Origin of the sequence: Pseudoalteromonas sp. T1lg65 (genome assembly GCF_051930985.1) — a bacterium.
Classification (GTDB): Bacteria; Pseudomonadota; Gammaproteobacteria; order Enterobacterales; family Alteromonadaceae; genus Pseudoalteromonas.
Genome location: NZ_CP196838.1, coordinates 60,480 through 81,333, shown reverse-complemented (window position 1 = coordinate 81,333; position 20,854 = coordinate 60,480). Strand labels below are relative to the sequence as shown.

The 20,854-nt window shown below is 41.7% G+C and carries 17 protein-coding genes; 16 read left to right on the top strand and 1 reads right to left on the bottom strand.

Annotated features, from left to right (window positions below):
- Window positions 1–55 precede the first annotated feature (55 nt).
- The 3 genes from ACSLBF_RS17810 to ACSLBF_RS17800 are packed head-to-tail and all read left to right on the top strand — an operon-like array spanning window position 56 to window position 2,024.
- On the top strand, window positions 56–622 hold the full coding sequence (locus tag ACSLBF_RS17810; RefSeq protein WP_440056737.1) for an elongation factor P hydroxylase: 567 nt from the start codon (window positions 56–58) through the stop codon (window positions 620–622).
- The gene (locus ACSLBF_RS17805) at window positions 612–1,730 is read left to right on the top strand and encodes an ATP-NAD kinase family protein (RefSeq protein ID WP_440056736.1); all 1,119 of its coding nucleotides are present in this window, start codon (window positions 612–614) and stop codon (window positions 1,728–1,730) included. The genes ACSLBF_RS17810 and ACSLBF_RS17805 overlap by 11 nt, the downstream gene beginning before the upstream one ends.
- Before the next feature lie 15 nt (window positions 1,731–1,745).
- Window positions 1,746–2,024 carry a YfcL family protein gene (locus ACSLBF_RS17800; RefSeq protein ID WP_440056735.1) on the top strand — a complete coding sequence of 93 codons (279 nt, stop codon included), beginning with the start codon at window positions 1,746–1,748 and terminating at the stop codon, window positions 2,022–2,024.
- A gap of 47 nt (window positions 2,025–2,071) precedes the next feature.
- Here the strand turns inward: ACSLBF_RS17800 and ACSLBF_RS17795 are convergent, their stop codons facing one another.
- Complete coding sequence (locus ACSLBF_RS17795) at window positions 2,072–3,250, bottom strand: NRAMP family divalent metal transporter (protein WP_440057052.1); 1,179 nt, start codon at window positions 3,248–3,250, stop codon at window positions 2,072–2,074.
- A 347-nt stretch (window positions 3,251–3,597) separates the two neighbouring features.
- Here ACSLBF_RS17795 and ACSLBF_RS17790 point away from each other — a divergent pair, with 347 nt between their 5' ends.
- The 13 genes from ACSLBF_RS17790 (at window position 3,598) to ACSLBF_RS17730 (ending at window position 20,793) form a co-directional block, all read left to right on the top strand.
- Entirely contained in the window at window positions 3,598–5,151 is a 1,554-nt protein-coding gene (locus ACSLBF_RS17790) for an AbgT family transporter (RefSeq protein WP_440056734.1), read from the top strand.
- 769 nt (window positions 5,152–5,920) lie between these two features.
- A complete protein-coding gene (locus tag ACSLBF_RS17785) occupies window positions 5,921–7,741 on the top strand; it encodes a hypothetical protein (protein WP_440056733.1) in 1,821 nt (606 codons plus the stop codon).
- 17 nt (window positions 7,742–7,758) lie between these two features.
- Complete coding sequence (locus tag ACSLBF_RS17780; RefSeq protein WP_440056732.1) at window positions 7,759–8,667, top strand: hypothetical protein; 909 nt, start codon at window positions 7,759–7,761, stop codon at window positions 8,665–8,667.
- Window positions 8,668–8,726: 59 nt separating this feature from the next.
- Window positions 8,727–10,664 (top strand): hypothetical protein, encoded by a 1,938-nt coding sequence (locus ACSLBF_RS17775; protein WP_440056731.1) that lies wholly within the window; start codon window positions 8,727–8,729, stop codon window positions 10,662–10,664.
- 64 nt (window positions 10,665–10,728) lie between these two features.
- Window positions 10,729–11,277 (top strand): hypothetical protein, encoded by a 549-nt coding sequence (locus ACSLBF_RS17770; protein ID WP_440056730.1) that lies wholly within the window; start codon window positions 10,729–10,731, stop codon window positions 11,275–11,277.
- Between the two features lie 26 nt (window positions 11,278–11,303).
- Complete coding sequence (locus ACSLBF_RS17765; protein ID WP_440056729.1) at window positions 11,304–13,700, top strand: PKD domain-containing protein; 2,397 nt, start codon at window positions 11,304–11,306, stop codon at window positions 13,698–13,700.
- A gap of 97 nt (window positions 13,701–13,797) precedes the next feature.
- The gene (locus tag ACSLBF_RS17760; protein ID WP_440056728.1) at window positions 13,798–14,460 is read left to right on the top strand and encodes a hypothetical protein; all 663 of its coding nucleotides are present in this window, start codon (window positions 13,798–13,800) and stop codon (window positions 14,458–14,460) included.
- Between the two features lie 582 nt (window positions 14,461–15,042).
- The gene (locus tag ACSLBF_RS17755; protein ID WP_440056727.1) at window positions 15,043–15,684 is read left to right on the top strand and encodes a hypothetical protein; all 642 of its coding nucleotides are present in this window, start codon (window positions 15,043–15,045) and stop codon (window positions 15,682–15,684) included.
- Between the two features lie 364 nt (window positions 15,685–16,048).
- A complete protein-coding gene (locus tag ACSLBF_RS17750) occupies window positions 16,049–16,693 on the top strand; it encodes a hypothetical protein (protein WP_440056726.1) in 645 nt (214 codons plus the stop codon).
- Window positions 16,694–16,823: 130 nt separating this feature from the next.
- Window positions 16,824–17,921, top strand: coding sequence for an ISAs1 family transposase (locus tag ACSLBF_RS17745; protein WP_440056725.1), 1,098 nt, complete (start codon window positions 16,824–16,826; stop codon window positions 17,919–17,921).
- Window positions 17,922–18,289: 368 nt separating this feature from the next.
- On the top strand, window positions 18,290–18,769 hold the full coding sequence (locus tag ACSLBF_RS17740; RefSeq protein WP_440056724.1) for an MgtC/SapB family protein: 480 nt from the start codon (window positions 18,290–18,292) through the stop codon (window positions 18,767–18,769).
- A 178-nt stretch (window positions 18,770–18,947) separates the two neighbouring features.
- Window positions 18,948–19,481, top strand: a complete 534-nt coding sequence (locus ACSLBF_RS17735) for a hypothetical protein (RefSeq protein WP_440056723.1) — start codon at window positions 18,948–18,950, stop codon at window positions 19,479–19,481.
- Between the two features lie 16 nt (window positions 19,482–19,497).
- The gene (locus ACSLBF_RS17730; RefSeq protein ID WP_440056722.1) at window positions 19,498–20,793 is read left to right on the top strand and encodes a hypothetical protein; all 1,296 of its coding nucleotides are present in this window, start codon (window positions 19,498–19,500) and stop codon (window positions 20,791–20,793) included.
- Window positions 20,794–20,854 lie beyond the last annotated feature (61 nt).

The following is a 20,854-nucleotide window of genomic DNA, read 5'->3' as shown; positions in this document are numbered from 1 at the left end:
TTAAGTAGCAAAGGCTTTACAATTTGCGGCCAGTTTTAGGGTTGCGGCAGAAGTTATGCACAACATTGACGATCTAATTAATATTTTCAACACTCTGTTTCTTGCGCGCTACAATACGCGTTTAGTGCGTGGTGAACATGAGCCTATTTATCTACCTGCAAATGACAGCTGCGCTAATCATCAAGTGGTATTTGCGCATGGTTACTATGCCAGTGGTTTGCATGAAATTGCACATTGGTTGGTGGCCGGAAAAGCACGACGAGAATTAGAAGATTATGGCTATTGGTATTGCCCCGATGGGCGTGACGCTAAGCAACAAGCACAATTTGAAAATGTTGAAGTAAAGCCTCAGGCGATTGAATGGGCGCTCAGTGTTGCTGCGGGTTTTCCGTTTAACGTATCAGTAGATAACTTAATTGGCGAAGCCAGTTGCCGATTTCACTTTCAGCACCGTGTTCATCAGCAAGTTTTGCAGCTGCTAGATACTGGGTTTAATCAGCGAACTACAGTATTGTTGCAAGCTTTAAGTGAGTTTTATAATACGCCGTGGCCTTTATCGGCTGAGCAGTTTTGTTGGCAGTTACCGGAAGATGTGGAAGTGGAGTTAAGCAATGCAGTTTAAATTAGGGTTGATTGTTAATCCCGTTGCGGGGTTAGGTGGCAGTGTCGCACTCAAGGGGAGCGACGGTGCTGATACTGCAGAACAAGCACTCGCGCTAGGAGCAACGCCAAAATCTAATGAACGTACAAAGCTTGCACTGAGCCAGTTGCTGCCTTATCAAAGCGACCTTGTGATTTATACCGCCTCTGGTGAAATGGGAGAGCACACAGCCAAAGCGATGGGCTTTACAACAAATGTGATTTATCAAGCGCCTGATAAAACCACGCCAGAAGATACCGAACAAGTTGCTCAGTTGTTACTAGAGCAAAAGGTAGATTTGATTTTATTCGCTGGTGGCGATGGCACTGCACGTAATATTTGCAACACCGTGGACGACACTTTGCCTGTATTAGGGATCCCCGCAGGTTGTAAGATCCACAGCGGTGTATACGCGATTACACCCAAAGCAGCAGGTCGCGTGGTTGAAATGCTGATCACCGGCGAATTAGTGTCTGTTTCTGAAGCTGACGTCATGGACATTGATGAAGTCGCTTTTAGAGAAGGTACCGTTAGAGCAAAGCGTTATGGCGAGATGCAGGTACCGACTGAGCTTCGCTATGTACAAAGTGTAAAAAACGGCGGTAAAGAAAGCGACGAGCTAGCATTGGCAGATATTGCAGCGTATGTGATTTCAGAAATGGATGAGGATGAAACTTACATTATGGGCTCTGGCTCGACTGTCGCTGCGATTATGGAAGAAATGGGACTAGCAAATACTTTGTTAGGCGTAGATTTAGTTCGAGATCAACAACTGGTTGCTCAGGACTTAACCGCTGCACAATTGCTAGAACTAAGTGATAACAGCACAAAACTTGTGATCACTTTGATTGGTGGTCAAGGACATATTTTCGGTCGAGGCAACCAGCAATTAAGCCCAGAACTTATTCGTAAAATTGGTAAGGACAATATTATTGTTGTCGCGACCAAAAGCAAATTAAAAGCATTAAACGGGCGACCACTGATAGCAGATACTGGCGACGAGTCATTAGACGCAGAGTTATCGGGCTTTATCAAAGTGATCACCGGCTTTAATGACCATGTTATGTACGCTGTTGGTCACAGTGAATAATTAGTAGGAGACAATATGTCATTTCAAGAATATGTGGACAGCGCACAGCAGTTTTTCGATCAATTGGTAGACCGAGCGACGGATGACGAGTTGTTCGCAGGTGGTTATCTACGTGGGCACTTTGATTTGGCGGTTGGTTATGCGCAAGTTGAAAACTTAGCGTTATCACCTAGCGAGCTGAATGAACAAGTTGAAAAAAGCTTGGTAAAAGCGTATCACAACGGTGAGTTAACTGAATCAGACAAAGCGCATGTTGTTTCTATTTGGGAACAAGTTCAAGCTTTGGTTAAATAATCTGCTCATAGTGTTGGGCGAGTTCAATATACTCGCCCAATATTGACTTACCCTGCAATCATTAGCTTCCAGTACAAAAATAACAACGCAAATACCACCAAATAAATTAACCCGACTACGGTTAACCCTTTTACCCACCAGCTTTGGCGCTGATACATTTCCCCTTTAACTAAACCTAGGTTCATCCAAGCAAAAACGGGTGTGGTGACAAAAGCCGATGTCATGGCAAACATCAGCATACTTTTAAGGTCGGCCTTAAAAAACAACACAACGAGCATGCCAAGAATGGCCTGAACAAACAATATCGGTGTTGTTAGCTTGCGCTTGTTGCTGGTGAGCAACGAAAAACTTTCGCCCAAGATCCGCGAATATCCATCGAGTACCGTGATTGTGGTACCAAACATACATAAAAATGCAACGGTTGCGATTAACCAACGAGACCACTCGCCGATAGAGTAGGCGTACATATCAATTAGCTGCTTAGAATAAGAAATACCTGCAAGTTCAATGGGCTTCTCTTGACCATATTGCATAAGCATACCGAGTAAGCAAAACACCACGGCAAGCACCAACGTCACGCCATATCCCACTTTAAAGTCCAATAGTATTTGCGAACGAGTCAATGCTTGTTTACTCAACTTAGTTTTTAACCAGCTAGAATTAATAGCCGATATTTCAATAGGGGCCGGCATCCAGCCCATTAGCGCCACTAAAAAGCCAACCAGAGCTAACTCATACGGTGATGCAGGAACTGCAGGTGCTTGGTGTGTTGGGCCGTTAAATAGCGCGATAATCAAGGCAAACACAGTCGCTGTTGTAAGCGCTATCATTACCCACTTGCTCGCGCGATCGAGTAGCTTGTAGTGACCGAATAATAAAATGGCAAGGCAAACTAGCAGTAGGACTGCACTTAATACTTCAATACTGAGACTAAAAGGCAGGGAGTATTGCAATAAGCTGGCTGTTAGTAAAAGTACACCAGCGGTGTTGACGACCGCAGCGAACACATTCAGCACGATAAATACTTTGAAGCCCAAGTTATAGCGCTGATAATAGCCTTCCACAACACTGTTTTTATGCTCACTGGTATATTCGACAGCAAACTTAAAAAACGGATATTTTAATAGATTAACGACAATGATCAGCCAAAGCAGTTGAGTGCCAAACAATGCACCAGCTTGGGTTGATGACACAAGGTGTGAGCCGCCAATTGCCGCTGTGGCCATGAGAATGCCGGGGCCAAAGATGGATAATTTTTCTTTTAATGTAGGTGTAACCACGACCAATTCCTGCACAGGAAAATTATGGCTTGGCAGTCTACGAGTTTTCGGACGCATCAGCAAGCAGTCAGATCTTCATTAATCTAACAATTATTTCAAATATAGTTACAACAGGGGGATTCACCGTTGATTATTTCTCTGCAGCTGAAGCCAATTAGCTTGTCTGAAATTCAAACAAACACATTTATTTTGAACCTAATTTGTGTACAAATGAGTGCTGACAGGCTTTTGAAGGTTGCTAATGATGTAAACATTAAGTTATGGTTAGGCAATTTTGTTTTAGGGAAGCGAGAATGCAAGAATCACAACAAGCGAATAAGCAGAACTCTGCAGTTACCCGTTTTTTAAATGGGATCGAAACGGTAGGGAATAAATTGCCCGATCCGGCCATTATTTTCTTATCAGCCATGATTTTAATTTGGCTGCTTTCATGGGTTTTCTCAGGCACTACGTTTGATGCTATTGACCCACGTACGGGTGAGGGGATTATCGTAAATAATCTACTCGATCCAAATGCCTTAGCACAGTTTTTGTCAACCATGGTTAAAACCTTTACTGGTTTTGCGCCGCTGGGTGTGGTGCTGGTAGCAATGCTCGGTGTCGGTGTAGCGGAGCACTCTGGTTACATCAATACCGGCTTAAAGATTATGCTTAAGCGTACGCCTCAGTTTTTGTTGACGCCTTCGATCATTTTGATTGCGATTGTGAGCCACACAGCCACCGATGCGGGTTATGTGCTGGTTATTCCACTAGCTGGTGTGATCTTTTATGCCATGGGCAGACACCCGCTAGCTGGTATCGCTGCGGCATTTGCTGGTGTCAGCGGTGGTTTTAGTGCCAACTTTATTCCATCTGGTATCGATCCATTGCTACAAAGCTTCACCCAAAGTGCAGCCCATATTATCAACCCAGATATGGTCATCAATCCTTTGAATAACTGGTTCTTTACCTCAGCTTCTAGTTTATTCATTGTATTACTGGGTTGGTATATCACAGACAAAATCATTGAACCGCGTTTAAAAGCGACAGAAATCGACGGTGATACTGACGACCTCCCTGCGTTTGGTGAAATCACGCGAAAAGAAAAAAGCGCCTTTGTTATTGCTTCGTTAGTAATGCTAGCTGGTATTGCCGTACTGGTTTACGCATCAAGCGGCGCTGATTCTGCGCTTCGTAGTCCAGAAGGCAAGTTAACAGACTTTAGTGCCCCATTAATGCAATCCATTGTACCGCTAATCTTCTTGCTCTTTTGGGTTCCGGGTGCGGTTTATGGTTTTGTAGTCGGCACCTTTAAAACGTCTAAAGACATGATAGATGCAATGACCAAAGCCATGCACAGCATGTCTTACTATGTTGTTATGGCATTCTTCTGTGCGTTGTTCATCAGTGCATTTGCGCATTCTAACTTAGGGGCGTTACTGGCAATCAAGGGGGCACAGTTCTTAGAGGCCATGTCGCTGCCAAGTACAGTTACTATTATCGGCATCATTTTTCTAACGGCGTTTGTAAACCTATTTGTGGGCTCAAGTTCTGCAAAATGGGCACTATTAGGCCCAATTTTTGTGCCGATGCTAATGCAATTAGGTATTTCACCAGACTTAACTCAAGCGGCTTACCGTGTTGGTGATTCAGGCTCGAACATCATTACACCACTTATGCCTTACTTCCCACTGGTGGTCGTGTATTGTCAGAAGTACGTTAAATCGACGGGCATAGGAACTTTGATTGCGATGATGCTGCCTTATTCAATCGCCTTCTTAGTAGGCTGGAGCATCTTCTTGTTAATCTACTGGATGTTGGGTATCCCATTAGGGTTGCAAGCAAGCTACACATATCCTGCTATGTAGTCTAAATACAAAAATATAACGACAGCTGGGATCGGTAAGTTTCCGGCTGTTGTTATTTTTAGAAGCTCAGTTTTTTCAGTTAGGTGTGTTTATTTGCAAGTTTTAACTGAGTGAATTTACTTTTGGAAAGGAAGCGCACATGAAAACGTGTAAATCGCTAGCTGGCTGAGACTAGCTTCGCAGGTTTAGCCGATTTAAAGATATCACAGACCTGACTCACAAACATTTACATCGCATCTATGGCGTCTAATGCATAGTTATTACAAAAAACATCTTTGTTCAAAGGCTGCTGACGTAGTATTTAAAGAAGATTCTTGCCAGAAAAGTGAGGCGATTTAAGGGAAAAGATGGCCATATCTAAAAGGGTTGGTCGCAATCAGGACAAACAGCATGCAGAGCGTTAAAGTTCAATCCGCTGTAAGTAAGTGCACTCGCCTTAGTTTCGACTATGAGTTCAGGGCTGAGCATATTTTTGAATAGTGATACTATCAAAGCACATCTCCATTCATACTGAATTATCTCAATAAATTTATCAATCCTAACCTAGGTCACAATATTTACCAGTTAATTATACTGATTTTAGCATTAATGATGTGTGTTTTTGGCCGCAAGCATAAATAAACAAAAAATCAACCCACAATATTGACAACTTTTACATCGGTGTATAATCTGGGGACAAAATATAGACATTATAGTGTTGGGAATTAATAGGCACTTTAATACGATGTTTTTTTTGTTGATGATTTGAGATTTTAAAAGGATTTTAAATATGAGAAGTACTGACTTTCTCGGAAGAAAATGTGGTTTTGTTGTGTTTTTTGCATTAAATGTATTGGTGTCTAATGCTGTTTTTGCAGAAAATGCTAGTTGTAACACTAAGTTTCAGGTTCGACACTTTCAACCTCAAGTATGTTATTCAGAATACAATGCACAAAGTTGCGTTGACGTGTGTTCAACTGCAACTCCTGCAATAAAATCAGAGTGTTTTAGAGAGATGCCATTGCCATGTGAGGTGGTCGACTCAATGAGAAGCACCGCTCGTGGCTTTCAGACTGAGGGTAGCGAATCATGGTTCCACATAAGTGATTTAATTTCATACAGAGGTCTGTATACCGATCTTGGCATATTCCAAGTTCCACTATACAAAGAGCTATATAATGATTTTATTTCAACGCCAGGCGAGTTTGGATTTTCGCCGGCAAGTGACGAGCTTCGACGTCAAAACTTTAGACTGGATTTGTTATCTCGTATTGAGCGTCAAGCTGACTCTTTACGTTATGCGGCAGTTTACAGACGTTATTCTTTGGGACTTGAGCTTGAAGAACAGTTAAACCAGACACTTTTAAATATGTTCTCTCAAGTTGACAATTACCCCTATTTTTCGTCTGCGCAAAAGAAAAGTTTAAAGACAGAACTTAGTGAAAGTTCTTCGCGTCAACAGCGTCTTTGGAACATTCTCAAACGTTACAGTTTGGATACTATCGCTACCAGTCGTCTAGGCAAACTTAACAGTCGTATGTCGACTTTTGCTAAACATGTGGGCCAACTTCCTGCTGATTTGCAGGAAACCATATTACACAAAGCTCAGATCCTCAACCAGTATGTTGATGTCTCTTTGGCTTCATGTGACAGTGGTATATGTTTTAACACGGTTAAAGCGTCGCAAGAAACTCCTTTCTACCCTAACTTTGATAATCGCCTCACCTATTTTGAACAGACATTACTGCAATTGTCTGATGAAGCTGCTGCGTTAACCTACGTTTATGATGGTGACTATCAATTGACACCACCTGGACAGTCTCGAGTGGTTAATCTTGCCGGCTTTGTGAGTGATAAGTTTTCTGATTTTAGAGCGCACAGAACTGAATCTAGTCTTGAGCGTTTGGCCACTGCGATTAATATTGCCTACCTGACAGGCAGTCAAAGAAGTAAAGAAACTCTCAATCATCTAACTGAAATTGCGGATGTAAAAAGTAACGCTGGGTTAACGACACTAGCAACACTAGACAATAAACCAATTTTATTGTGTAAAGAGTTCAACAAGCTAAGCCCTGAGATGGCGAAAATCACAAGTGATAGCCACGAGTTAGCGAAAACTATCAAAGAAATGATTTATCGTCTAGACGAAGACGATTCGGAAACATTAATTTATGTGATACAAGAGAAGCTTGCGCAATTAAGTAGGTTAACGGTACGCAGCCAAGCAATTGCTAATGTTGAGCTATTCGCAGAAGATCGAATTCTTACTATTAATTGGGAGCTATTTGACCCGTCAGTAATAAACACGAGTGATCTTCTAATTGAAGTAGAATACTTAGACTATGATGGGATGTTCTGGACGCCTAGAATGTCGTCAAACTTGTCTGAAGTTTTTCCCTCTATTGATGTGCTTGGTACTATGACCAATTCGCTGTTACCTATTGGTGTGGGTATGAATTCACCCCTCAATAATTTAAAACTTAGGATAAAGCAGTCGGCATTCCATGCCTGTGCTGAAAGCAATCAACAAGTCAATATGGTGGTTAAAATTACAGACCAGCAAGGAATTGTGAGTCGCCAGGTTTTAACCGCTACCCTCGAGCAAATATAATTTAAAGGATATAGATAATGAAAGCTTTATTATTCGCGGCCTTGTCGCTGACAAGTTCGGCAGTCGCTTACGCCTACCCAAAAGTGGTTTTTAATGCAGAAGACCAATGTCAATCGCGCACTACATTACTGGGTGAACGTTTTATTCCACCGTGTTCATTTAGTGGTATGGACCTTGAGCCTCTTAAGAGCGATGCCTACTCGAACAGTTATATAGTAACAAATGGTCGCTTTAAGACTGTGCTTAATTATACGTTTATGTGTGAGTCATCACGCTCTTTGTCTGTACGGTACACACTTGCAAGTGCAGATGGCTCATCTTCATCCAATCGTATCGCTGGTTCGCGTACTTTAGAGTCTCAATCGATAGAGTTGACCCATGGAGATTCACAAACGGCGTTGTATTTTGAAGCACTTGATGGCGCTACGGGTTTTCAAGCAATGAAACCAGGTTGTAAGTTGGAAGTGCAGCAATTTGTAAGTTACCCAGACCCTTATTACTTTGGTGCGGTGGCTCAAGATTTAAGTTCCATGAACTGGTACTTAGGTAATCTCGTTAGGATAGCCGTCCCAGGAAGTGGACACAGTGATTTACTAGCTTCAATTAATGATGCGATAGCAGTACTACAGGACATTGTGGATTTTTCTGAAGACGAAATAACAAGAGATATGGCGTCTGAAACTTTGAACGACTTGAATACTAGAAAGAGCTACTTACAGCACTCTTGTAGTGCGGGAAGTACCTCAACACTATGTACATCGCAGATGGCTAACTTGCGTAATGCATTGTCTTACGATATTCGTTCAAATGAAATTGCCATGAGTGATCTGGCCGGGTACCTGGAAGCGCAGATCTCTTTTTTACAAGACAAAGAGATTGGCCGTGATTTAACAAACCTAATTCGAGCGAAATCGCAGTTAAGATAAATTTAAAAAATAACAAAAACCGTAACGGATTTTTTTAATGTCATAAAGGAATAATAATTATGCACGGAAAACTCATGGCAGCTTCTATCGTTGCTGCACTACTCAGCAGTACATCAGTGTATGCTTTACCTGATAGTACTACAGGGAATGTACTCAACAACTTGGGTCTACAAACGCCACCAGGAATAGGTAAGGTGCTTCAAGACCACGAAAACCCTAAAACCCTTTATGTTGGTCCAGCCAATGATAAAGAAATCTTTGGTACCTATGCTAACACTGGAGGAGGGCCGAGTTGTACGGCTTATTCATCAAAACGTATGCAGATGGACCGACTACCTCTGACGAATGAACTTGCACAGCAAGCTTTTGAGCGTGGCGATTTTGTTAGTAATGCCTTTCAGATATCGTTTGCTCTTCCGGCTGCAAATTTAAAAGCAATCAATGATATACGCGACAAAAGTCAAGAAATCACTATGTTATCTGTACAACATAAAGGAGAAATTGATGCGTACAAAAAGATCGAAAAACAATGGGAGTCGTTAATAAAGGACAAATCAGACGCGAAAGATAGGCTCAAACGATTAGAAACGTTGGAATTCCGGGAGAAAGACGGCTGTTTACCGTTTATTAAAGAGGATATAGATAAATGGTATGAATGTTATTTGGGAGTCGTTGAACGATATCGAGGTTTATATGCAAAAGCAGATAAAGACTTGGAGGTAGTACAAGCGAAAATTGATGCTATCAGTGATGAATACTACGAAGCAAGGGGCAGCTACGCTGCCATTGATGAAAAGATTGAACGTTTACATGCTCAGCACTCTTTCTTGCTGGAGCTTTACAGATCACAGGTTATGATCGCAGAAAATGCATATGACTTTGAAAAAAAAGTAGTAGCTGAAATGGGGAGCTATATTACGGGGATTGCTTCAGCTGGCTATAACTTATGGAGTAATGAAGCGGCAACCTTATCAAATACATTACTACAAGCAGGTCGCACTGACTATTCAGTAACAGAGCTAAATGTGTTTGATATACGGGTGAATGTGGGAACGACACGTGATAATCCAAATATCACTACCGATGATAATCATCCAATTTTCAGTAAAAATGTTTGGAGCTATCCAAAAGATAGCTTTGTCAACAGAAGACACGCAATCGATGAGTGGAAGATGCCCTTTGAGCGAGAAGTTTCTGGAGATACCATTTACTATGATGCAACAGGACCTAGGGCATTTGGTTCTGGTGGCGTTGACTTCCATGTAACGACTGCTGCACGTTGTGGTGATTTTGTTGAAAATGTTCAGCATGATTATACGTTTACACATGATGATGGTACAACATCCGCTTGGAAAGTTACTCGTGACGAGTACAAACCCATAGAAAATAAGCCGATTTTCGCTACAAATTTTGCTTTAACGTATAACTATTATGCGTACCCAGGAAAAATCAAAGGTGAGTGTTCAATTGATGTCGATCGGATGAACTCCTATTGGAGAAATGCCGGTAAGTCTAAGGGCTGGAGCTGGTTTAGAGGTAAATCCAAAAGCTGGGATCACATTCGTCAGGCAGCACGAGATGACTTGGGTATGGAGTGTGAATTATCAGTGGTACCTGAATCTGACGATCCGCAAGAAGCAAGAAGACTAGCCGAAAAATTTGAATCAGAAATGTATAGTGAAATGTGGGAAATGTTCTTAGCAGTTTACGCGGAGTCTTATGATATCGTAGTGAAAGACCCAACGGTCAACGAAGCTCCAGCATTGGGAGATGGGGTAAGCAAAGCATGCCCTGAAAATGTTTATTGTCAAGTCGCCAACGTTGTACTTCGAACTCTTGACAAGATAGGAGGGTCGAAAGCTCAGGGGACCACGTCACATGTTTCGCAACACTATGGAAAAATCTGGAGACGATTTGAGAAGGATTCATTCAATGTGTATCAAGGCAGCGCGTTGATCAAAGCGAAAGTATGTCTTGACTCAGCTCGTTGTAACTAGAGCACAAAATAAGAGGGGGGTACCCCTCGTTTTGTTGGTATTTTAGTAATTGTAGGATTTTTTTATGAAGGTAAAGATCGTTATTGCAATCGTTTGTACTGCTGTTGTCAGTTTTTTGGGTTTTAACATGTATACCGTAACCGATACAGAGCAGCCGGTAGCTAAAGGCACAAAAATAGAAATAAAAAAGCACGCTGAACAAAAAATACTTGATACAAAGAAAAATGAAGCTAGCAGTTTACAAAGGTTAGATGAAACACTCAAACAAGCTAAAAAGCTGAGTACTAGAGAAGGTGTTGTGGCCAATTCAGGCAGTATAGATACGCTTGATAGGGAGCGCTATTTCGAATTTGTGGTTAAATCTTTCCCACAACTCGAAGAGCAGGTGAATGAGTATCGACAGGCACTTAAGGTGCAAGAGGAACACCTTCACATATTGGCGGAAAAAATGTCAAAGCGAAACAAAGATGTCGAATTGACAGGTGCTCACTCGAGCAGCTTGGATGAAAACTTAATTAAAGAACAAGAAAAGTTAATACTAAAGGCGCGAGAACTTGGCAAGCAAGCAATGGTATTAAATGCGGCCATTAGAAAAGCAGCATTTGATAGTTAATAATTGGTATGAAAGGAATGTCTAACATGAAATGGAAGAATAGTTTTCCTATTTCGTTTTGTATGTTGCTCGCTGCATGTGGTGGCTCTGGAACCTCAGATGCAGTAACTAAAGTGAATACGGGTGAGTCGAAGAGCAACCAACGACCTGTTGCGGTGATTACTCAAAGCTCACCGGAAATTAAACTCAATTCGATTGTTCGATTTAGTGCAGCGAAAAGTTATGATAATGACGGTGACTCATTGACCTACTCATGGAATCTGGTTAAAGGTACAGGTCGAACGCCTATCACTTTAGAACAAGCAAGTAGCAAAGAGCTGGCTCTTGAGCTTAAAGAAGCTGACGAATATGTTTTGTCTCTTATTGCATCAGATGGAAAAAGCAATAGCAGTCCTTCGGAATTAGTCATCAAATTAGAAGACAATTTTGCAGTAGTAGCGCAAGCGGGTCGAGATCTGACTGTAAAGAAGGGGCAAATAGTATCGTTAGATGGCACAAGTAGTTACGCCGTGGAAGGTGTACTTACTAGTTACGAGTGGAAGATCATCGAGCAACCAGACAATTCTACTGCGCGGATATATAAATATAAGCGTCCTAAAACTTCATTTGTTCCTGACGCGGTTGGACAGTATGTCGTAGAGTTAACGGTAAAAAAATCAACGGGAGAAAGTGCCAAGGATACTGTTACGATCACCAGCGAAGCGCATGACGTTAACACGGCACCAGTCGTCGTATTAAAACAGAGTAAAACTAAATTAGAGCCTGATGAAGTAACGCTTTTGGACGCCAGTGAAAGCTACGACCCAGACCGCCTTGATAGATTGTCCTTTGGATGGGAAATAACGTCTCAACCAGAAGGTGCAAAAGCAAGCTTAAGTGACTTGCATGAGGCGCAAACAAGCTTCTCAGCAGAGACTATTGGGGATTATGAAGTTACCGTCAGTGTGACTGACTCGAGTGGCGCAACTTCTAAAGCCGCGTATTTTCTGTCTATCACAACAGATAACTTGCCACCAGTTGTATCTCTTGGGTATGAAATGACCATACCGCTCAAGCCAAAAGAGCTGGTATGCGCATCATGCTATGATCCTGAAGGGTTGTCACTTACTTATCAATGGCGTCTTATTAGCAGACCAGCGCTGAGTGAAGGCTACATCGGATTTCCAACAGAAGAAAAAGCGATATTGAGCCCCGATGTAGAAGGTACTTATATAATTTCATTAACGGTTTCTGATGGTCAAAATGAAGTTACGTCGAATACTCAAACCTTTAATGTAGTAGGTAATCATAAGCCTATTGCGCGCATATCTGGGCCTGAAACTGCCTATGTCGATCTACCCATTGAGTTAGATGGGACTAAAAGCTCTGATCCAGATAACGATACGCTTACTTATGAATGGCAATTTATTGAAGCCGCAAGTAATGTCCAAATGACAGCTAGAGATAATGGCACAGCCTCATTTATTCCCACAGCACAGGGTAATTATGTTGTCTCTTTACGCGTCAACGATGGTCAAAGTTACTCAGATGTGAAGACTCATCTCGTTCAAGTAAAAGACAATTTAGCACCGGTTATCGTATTAGAAAACGACAGACCTAGAACCATACATGTTGGTGAGCAAATTCACTTCAATGCATCGAAAAGTTATGACCCTGAAGGTGATGCGCTGAGCTATCAATGGAGACTAGAAGTACCACAAGGTTCTGGCGCACAGCTAAGTAGCGAGTTAACCTCTGACGCAAATTTCGTAGCTGATATTGTGGGTACCTATTCAGTTATCATAGAGCTAACTGATTCTGCGGGTAATAAAAGCAGCACTGTTGTACGAGTAGATGCATCAGATCCAATCGATATGGTAAGCGGTCGTGTCAGAGGTTCATTCATTGACCCTATGCTTAATCGTATTTCTAACGCAGGTATTATCATCAATGGTCAAAGTTATACTAGTGACCGTTATGGTAACTTCGATATTTATTTAGAAGCAGAAAAAGGTACGGCTTTGATTCTTGAAACAGACGATGCTCGATTAGCTAAAAGTTTTTATACCTCACCTAAGGTATCGCAAGATGGCTTTAGAGTTAACTTTGGCGAAGAGCGAGTGCCATATCTACAGCCATTGAGTTTAATAGTACAAGTATGTGATTTAGAGATTGGTGCTGACTCCGGGTCTATTGATATTGGTGTTCGGATGTTGTCACCCATGTCAGATGCAGGAAACTTCGTCACATCTTTTAATGAACTGGTCAATATTAAATTAGATGAAAGAGGCGGTGGAAATCGCATTATTAAGGTTCCCGCTAAAGCTAAATATGAGTTGTATGTGGCTGATGACCTTAACATAGTGATACCAAGTAATGCCCTATTGGACGTTTATTTTTCATATATAGAACAGGCAGGTTTTGCATATATTTGTAACAAGTAAAGTGTAACCAGATGAAGTTGCTGTTTCCGCAACGGCATGATTATTTAATCAATACACTTCGTTTGTAGAAAACAATTTTTAAAGGATGAAATTAATAATGAGAGTATTACTACAGTTGATATTTGTTTTGTTAAGTAGTGTGGTGTCTTTGCAATCATTCGCTACATCATACGTAACAGAATTAGATCCGGTTAGCCCAAACATGACACCACCAGATGGGCCCAGACCTTGGCCAATCTGTTGTGACCGATATTGTCCCGGCGATCCAATACCCAGTCATGCTATGAGTATAGAAGAAGTGCTGACAGCAGCAGAAATGGTTGTTCAGCCAACAACGCCGATTTTAATTGATGCAGGCGTTCGTTATAGCTTAAGCAAGTTGAATTTTATGCCCGTGTATGTGACTAGGGTTGCATTCAAAATAGATCCTGATAACCCCTGTTCGCCACCAGAACGTGTTACCTATAGTGTATTATCTGGATATGAAGCGACCATCATGGTCGATGGTGATGATGGGCAAGAGTTATTCTTCGATATCTTTGGTCAATCTGATAAATCGCTGGATCTGTCGGTATCGTGTGGTTCTTTCAGTGCCCAAGATACAGGCAATAAATGGACGATATCTGAGCGTAAAACGACCAATGGAAGCTGCAGCTCCCTAACCATTAGGTTAAGCGATCCAACTGTAACCTCTCTCTATGGGAGTTTAGAACCAGCTGATTTTATTAACTTAAGTGTGATTATTTCAACAGCGTTTTGATCTGTTGGGGTTATGCAAAAATGATTTAGGGCCAAACTTGTAGTGAGTGTATTATTAGTGAGGCCCTTATTAGTTCTTAGTCAGCCTAGTATCGAAAAGTCATGACCCTGAAGGAGGTTCACTGAGCTATCAATGGGAACTAGAAGTACCACAAGGTTCTGGCGCACAGCTAAGTAGCGAGTTGACCTCTGTCGCAAATTTCTTAGCTGATATTTCGGGTAATAAAAGCAGCGCTTTGATACGAGTGGATGCATCAGATCCAATCGATGTGGTAACCGGTCGTGCCAGAGCTTCTTTCATAGTTCCTATGCTTAACCCCATTTAGAAAGCGGGTATGATCATCAATGGTCAAAGTTATACCCGTGACCGTTTACGAGTTGTATGTGGTTGATGACCTTAACATAGTGATACCAAGTAATGCCCTATTGGACGTTTATTTTTCATATATAGAACAGGCAGGTTTTGCATATATTTGTAACAAGTAAAGTGTAACCAGATGAAGTTGCTGTTTCCGCAACGGCATGATTATTTAATCAATACACTTCGTTTGTAGAAAACAATTTTTAAAGGATGAAATTAATAATGAGAGTATTACTACAGTTGATATTTGTTTTGTTAAGTAGTGTGGTGTCTTTGCAATCATTCGCTACATCAAACGTAATTGAATTAGATCAGGTTAGCCCAAACATGACACCACCAAACGGGCTCGCGCTATCATGTTGTCCCCCATATTGTCCCAATCCAACACCCAGTCATGCTATGAGTATAGAAGAAGTACTGGCAGCAGCCGAAAGGGTTGTTCAGCCAACAGCGCCGATTTTAATTGATGCAGGTGTTCGTTATAGTTTAAGCAAGTTAAATTTTATGCCCGTGTATGTGACTAGGTTTGGAGTTAAAATGGGCTGTGTGCCACCAATACATCATACCTATAGTGTACTATCTGGATATGAAGTAACCATTATGGTTGATGGTGATGATGGGCAAGAGTTGTTCTTTGACATATTTGGTCAATCTGATAGAACGCTTGCGCTGTCAGTATCGTGTGGTTCTTTCAGTGCCCAAGATACAGGCAATAAATGGACGATATCTAGGCATCAGACGACTAATGGCAGCTGCAGCGCCCTAACCATTAGGTTAAGCGATCCAACTGTAACCTCTCTCTATGGGCGTTTAGAACCAGCTGATTTTATTGACTTAAGTGTGATTATTTCAACAGCGTTTTGAACTGTTGGGGTTTTGCACAAGTGATGTAGGGCCAAACCTGTAGTGAAAGTATTATTAGTGAGGCCTTTATTAGTTCCGAGTCAGCCTAGTGTCAAAAAGTTATGGCCCTCTGCACTGAACTATCAATGGTTAAAGTTTTACCAGTGACCGTTAACGAGTTGTATGTGGCTGATGGCCTTAACATAGTGATACCAAGTAATGGCTTATTGGACGTTTATTTTTCATATATTAAACAGGCAGGTTTTGCATATATTTGTAACAAGTAACGTGTAACCAGGTGAAGTTGCTGTTTCCGCAAGGGCATGGTTATTTAATCAATATACTTCATTTGTAGAAAACAATTTTTAAAAGGATGAAATTAATAATGAGAGTATTTCTACTGTTGATATTTGTTTTGTTAAGTAGTGTGGTGTCTTTGCAATCATTTGCTACATCAAGTGTAACTGAATTAAATCCAGTTACCCCAATCTGGCCTAAACCTTGGACCTGTTGTGAACTATTGTGTCCCCGCGATGTAATACCCAGCCATGCTATGAGTATAGAAGAAGTGCTGACAGCAGCAGAAATGGTTGTTCAGCCAACAACGCCGATTTTAATTGATGCAGGCGTTCGTTATAGCTTAAGCAAGTTGAATTTTATGCCCGTGTATGTGACTAGGGTTGCATTCAAAATAGATCCTGATAACCCCTGTTCGCCACCAGAACGTGTTACCTATAGTGTATTATCTGGATATGAAGCGACCATCATGGTTGATGGTGATGATGGGCAAGAGTTATTCTTCGATATCTTTGGTCAATCTGATAAATCGCTGGATCTGTCGGTATCGTGTGGTTCTTTCAGTGCCCAAGATACAGGCAATAAATGGACGATATCTGAGCGTAAAACGACCAATGGAAGCTGCAGCGCCCTAAGCATTAGGTTAACAGATCCAACTGTAACCTCTCTCTATGGGAGTTTAGAACCAGCTGATTTTATTAACTTAAGTGTGATTATTTCAACAGCGTTTTGATCTGTTGGGGTTATGCACAAATGATGTAGGGCCAAACCTCACGGCGGGATCGCACTTTGTAAAAAGGCTTTAACACCCGCTTCTTTTCTGATCTAATAACGCCCACATTATCACTGTCTACTTGTTAACTATGTCGTTATTTAGCCACCTTGAACTTGTTGAAGATAAGCGTTCTTCCATTAATCAACATCATGATCTTGTTGGTGTTTTGTTTCTTATCATCTCGGCAGTTTTATCCGGTTGTGAAGGCTGGAAAGATATCGAGGTGTTCGGGCACAGTAAACTGCCTTGGCTCAGGCAGTTCAGAGCATTTAAACACGGTATTCCAACGCGACATAGCATTGCACGTATTCTTAAAGCAGTGGAGACTGATTCGTTGGTTTTGGCCTTGTTCAGTTGGGTCAACGAGCAACGGTCTCAGTCAGGTAAGCCAATCATTGCGTTTGATGGCAAAACTTTGCGCGGTGCCAGTAAGAAACGTGAGGATAACTTACACTTGGTGTCCGCTTTTGACTGTGAGTCTGGTTTAACTTTGTATCAGCGTACAGTAGAAAGTAAATCCAATGAAATACCGGCAGTTAGGGCCTTATTAGATGTGCTCGATATTTCAGATTCTATCATCACATTAGATGCGTTACATTGTCAGAAAGCGACACTCTCAGTACTGATTTCAAGAGAGGCTGACTATTTGGTTCAAGTCAAAGCAAATCAAAAAACTCTTTATAAAGCAGTTGCTTCATGTTTTGAAGCAGCCTTTGAACAAGAGGAGAATTTGCCTGAAGATGTACAAGTCAGCAGTGGTCATGGACGTCAGGAAACACGCATTACTTATGCCCTGAGAGCAGACAAACTGCCTGAAGAAATAAAAGAAAAATGGCCCGGGATCACTTCATTAGTCGCGGTCGAAAGGCACAATAAATCCGAGTCGATAACAAAAATAGACACGCACTTTTATATCACTTCAGTCGAACCAGATGCACAGATGTTACAAAAAGCCATCCGCCATCATTGGCACATCGAGAACCAGCAGCATTGGGTATTGGATGTCGTGTTTAAGGAAGATGCTTGCCAGATCAGCGAGCCGATTTCGGCGGAAAACATGGCACTGTTCAGACGGGTTGTTCGCAATCTGGTAAAGCAACACACAGGCCGTAAAGATTCGATACGTGGCAAGTGTGTTCGAGCCAGTTTTGACGATGAATTCAGAGCAGAACTTATCTTCGGTTAACAGTCATTAACAAAGTATGCTCTCACCCTGGGCCAAACCTGTAGTGAAAGTATTATTAGTTAGGCTCTGAATAATTCTGTATTAGCCTAAATTGCTAACTGTATAGCATGCCATCTTGTCTACTTCTATACTGGATGGCTAATTGAGACAATGCCAGATTTTATTTACCGATGGCATTGTCCGTTTTTAAAGTATTCAAATACCTTTATCTTTACAGTTTCTCCATTGCGTGCAATAGAAACACCTGATAGCCTTCAGAATTATTGACCCTAATACGCGTTATTTAGTTATTCTTCGGGTTTAAAATCGGTTGTGAACTGGGAATGCATGATGGCGAGTGTTAGCCAACTTTTGAGATTGATAATTTAATGACTTTAGCAGATCTATTTTCAATTCAGCCTTTCAGCTGGTCCTCTATCGGAACCTCAATACTCTGCGGAGCGATTGTGGGCTTGGAAAGGCAATTACGAGGAAAGCCTGTTGGTATTAGAACCGCGTCATTAATCGTGCTGGGAACCTACCTGTTTATTGCATCTTCAATGCTGGTGCAAACAGATGTTACCGACACTTCAAGAATTATCGGACAGGTTGTGACCGGTATTGGATTTCTTGGTGCAGGTGTCATGCTTGCTAAAGACGGTGCAGTGGTGGGAGTAACGTCAGCTGCAACAATATGGGCATTGGCTGCCATCGGCGTTTGTATTGCCGCAGTAAGTGCTTTTTTAGCGCTTAAATTAGCGGTGTTGGTTGTGTTAATTCTATATGGTGTCGATTTACTAGAAAGCTATTCTTCGAATTTTACTAAAGGCGTTCACTCTAAATATAACAAATGGCGACGACGAGGTTAGAAGTACTAGCTAATCGTTTCTTAATGTTACAAATCTCCGCCGATTACAGCATATATAGCAACAAGTTGTTGTAAACGTCTTCAATTATTAATAGAATGCTAACGAATCAATAAGTTTGTACAGTGGAAGTATGGCCTTCTATACAAAATTCATTTCTTTAGCTTTTCTTGTAACTGGTGTGTCAAGCTACGCACAAAACGAACTGGATCCGTCGTCAGCATACGATTGTACTGCTGTGGAGCTTGACGCAGTCGATGCGTCTAAGTTAACCAAAGAAGAACAAATAGCCCTGCTTGAAGAGTCGCTATTTAACTCCGTCGACAAATACTCCACTTGCATGGAAAAAGTACAAAAAAAGATGTCAGCTAGCACTGCTAAGGGATCTGGCGCCAACGGTGGTGGTGCTGGAGCCAATGGTGCATCTGGCAGTAATGGCGGTTCAGGCGCGTCTGCAGGAACTGGTGCAAGCGAAAGTGCAGCTACCAGCTCAGGCAGTAGCGCTAATTCAGAAAATACAAACACCTCAAATTCAGAAACAAATTCCAATCGATCTGGGTCGTCAGGGGCAGAGAATAAAATCGTTGCACCTAAAGACAATGATTCAGTAGTTTGCGGTATGATTTATGAAGAAATCGGTAAAGAATCAGACCCAGTGGCAAAGGAAAAATTGAAGGAACAGTACAAGCAGTATAACTGTGGCCGCTCTAAATGATAATTAGGAGATATAAATGTTCGGGTTTTCATCAATAAGCAGAAAGGTATTATTTACCCTAGGCGCCGTTACGCTGCTAGGGTTGACAGGTTGTCAGACGACCAAAAGCAATATTGCACAAACAGGTCCCCTGATGGTCGGGCCGGGTGCTCAAACAGCATTAGGTACAGTCAAAAAAGATTATACTTATAATTCAGACATCTACCTTGATATCGCAGTGCCGGTATTTAATCCTGGCTTGCCTCTAAATGACCGTGGCGAAGTGGACTATGAAGAAGTCGATGAGCAACAAATTTGGCCACAGTTACGTCGTGCTGAAGCGAAAAGGTTTGCTATTCAAACCAAAAAGGCACTTGAAAATACAGGCGCTTTTGGCGCGGTAAGCGTTGTACCTTCACCGAATGCCTCGGCAGATGTCTTTGTCTTAGGCAGTGTTGATTTTTCGGATAGTGAGTTTGTCAAAGTAACCGCGACTGTAGTGGATAGCACGGGCGATATTTGGGGTAATAAACAATTCGAGCATCAGGTATCTAAAGGTTTCTTCCGAGATGCAAAGAACAAAGATAAAAACCCGTATGAGCCAATATTCAAGCAAATAGGGGACTATGTTTTTGACTTGTTGGTAAAACAGAGTGAACAAGAGAAAGTAACGATTAAGGAAACTACGAAGGTTAGATACGCTCAGCTCTATTCTCCAGAAACGTACAGTAAATACATCGAACAAAAGTTGGTTAGAGGTCGTAATGGCATTCAAGACCACTATCGCTTTAATCTAGTAGGTGCACCGAGTGAAAATGACAGAATGCTTAGCCGCATTGAGGTACTTAAGACTCAAGATCAAATGTTTGTTGATGGATTACAAGAACAATATATGGCGTTTGACGCTGAAACCGTTGAATCTTACCGTACATGGCAAAGAGAAACGCTGCCAGAAGCAGTAGCTGCGAGAGAAGCGAAAAGTGAGCGTCTTAAGTCCGGTATATTAGCTGGTGTACTTGCGGTTGGTGCTGTTTTATTAGACAAAAATAGTGGCTCAACAGCGGGCGCAGTGGGTAAAACAGTCGGTGCGCTTGCGTCTGCGTATTTTATCAAAGACACCTTAGACAAAAACGCTGAATTGAAAGTACACAAAGCCTCTCTAGATGAAATGGGTGAAAACTTAGATATCAACCTAAGTCCATCAGTGATGGAGTTTGATAACAAAACAGTAGAACTCACAGGTACAGCTGGCGAACAGTACGAGCAGTGGAAATCTCACTTGCGCAAAATCTACGAAGTAGAATCTGCTCAAGCGCAGGGAAATAACTTATAAAGGATGGTGGTGCTGAGTAATCAGCACCATTTTTTTGGTTGTACATTAAGGACGAATAATT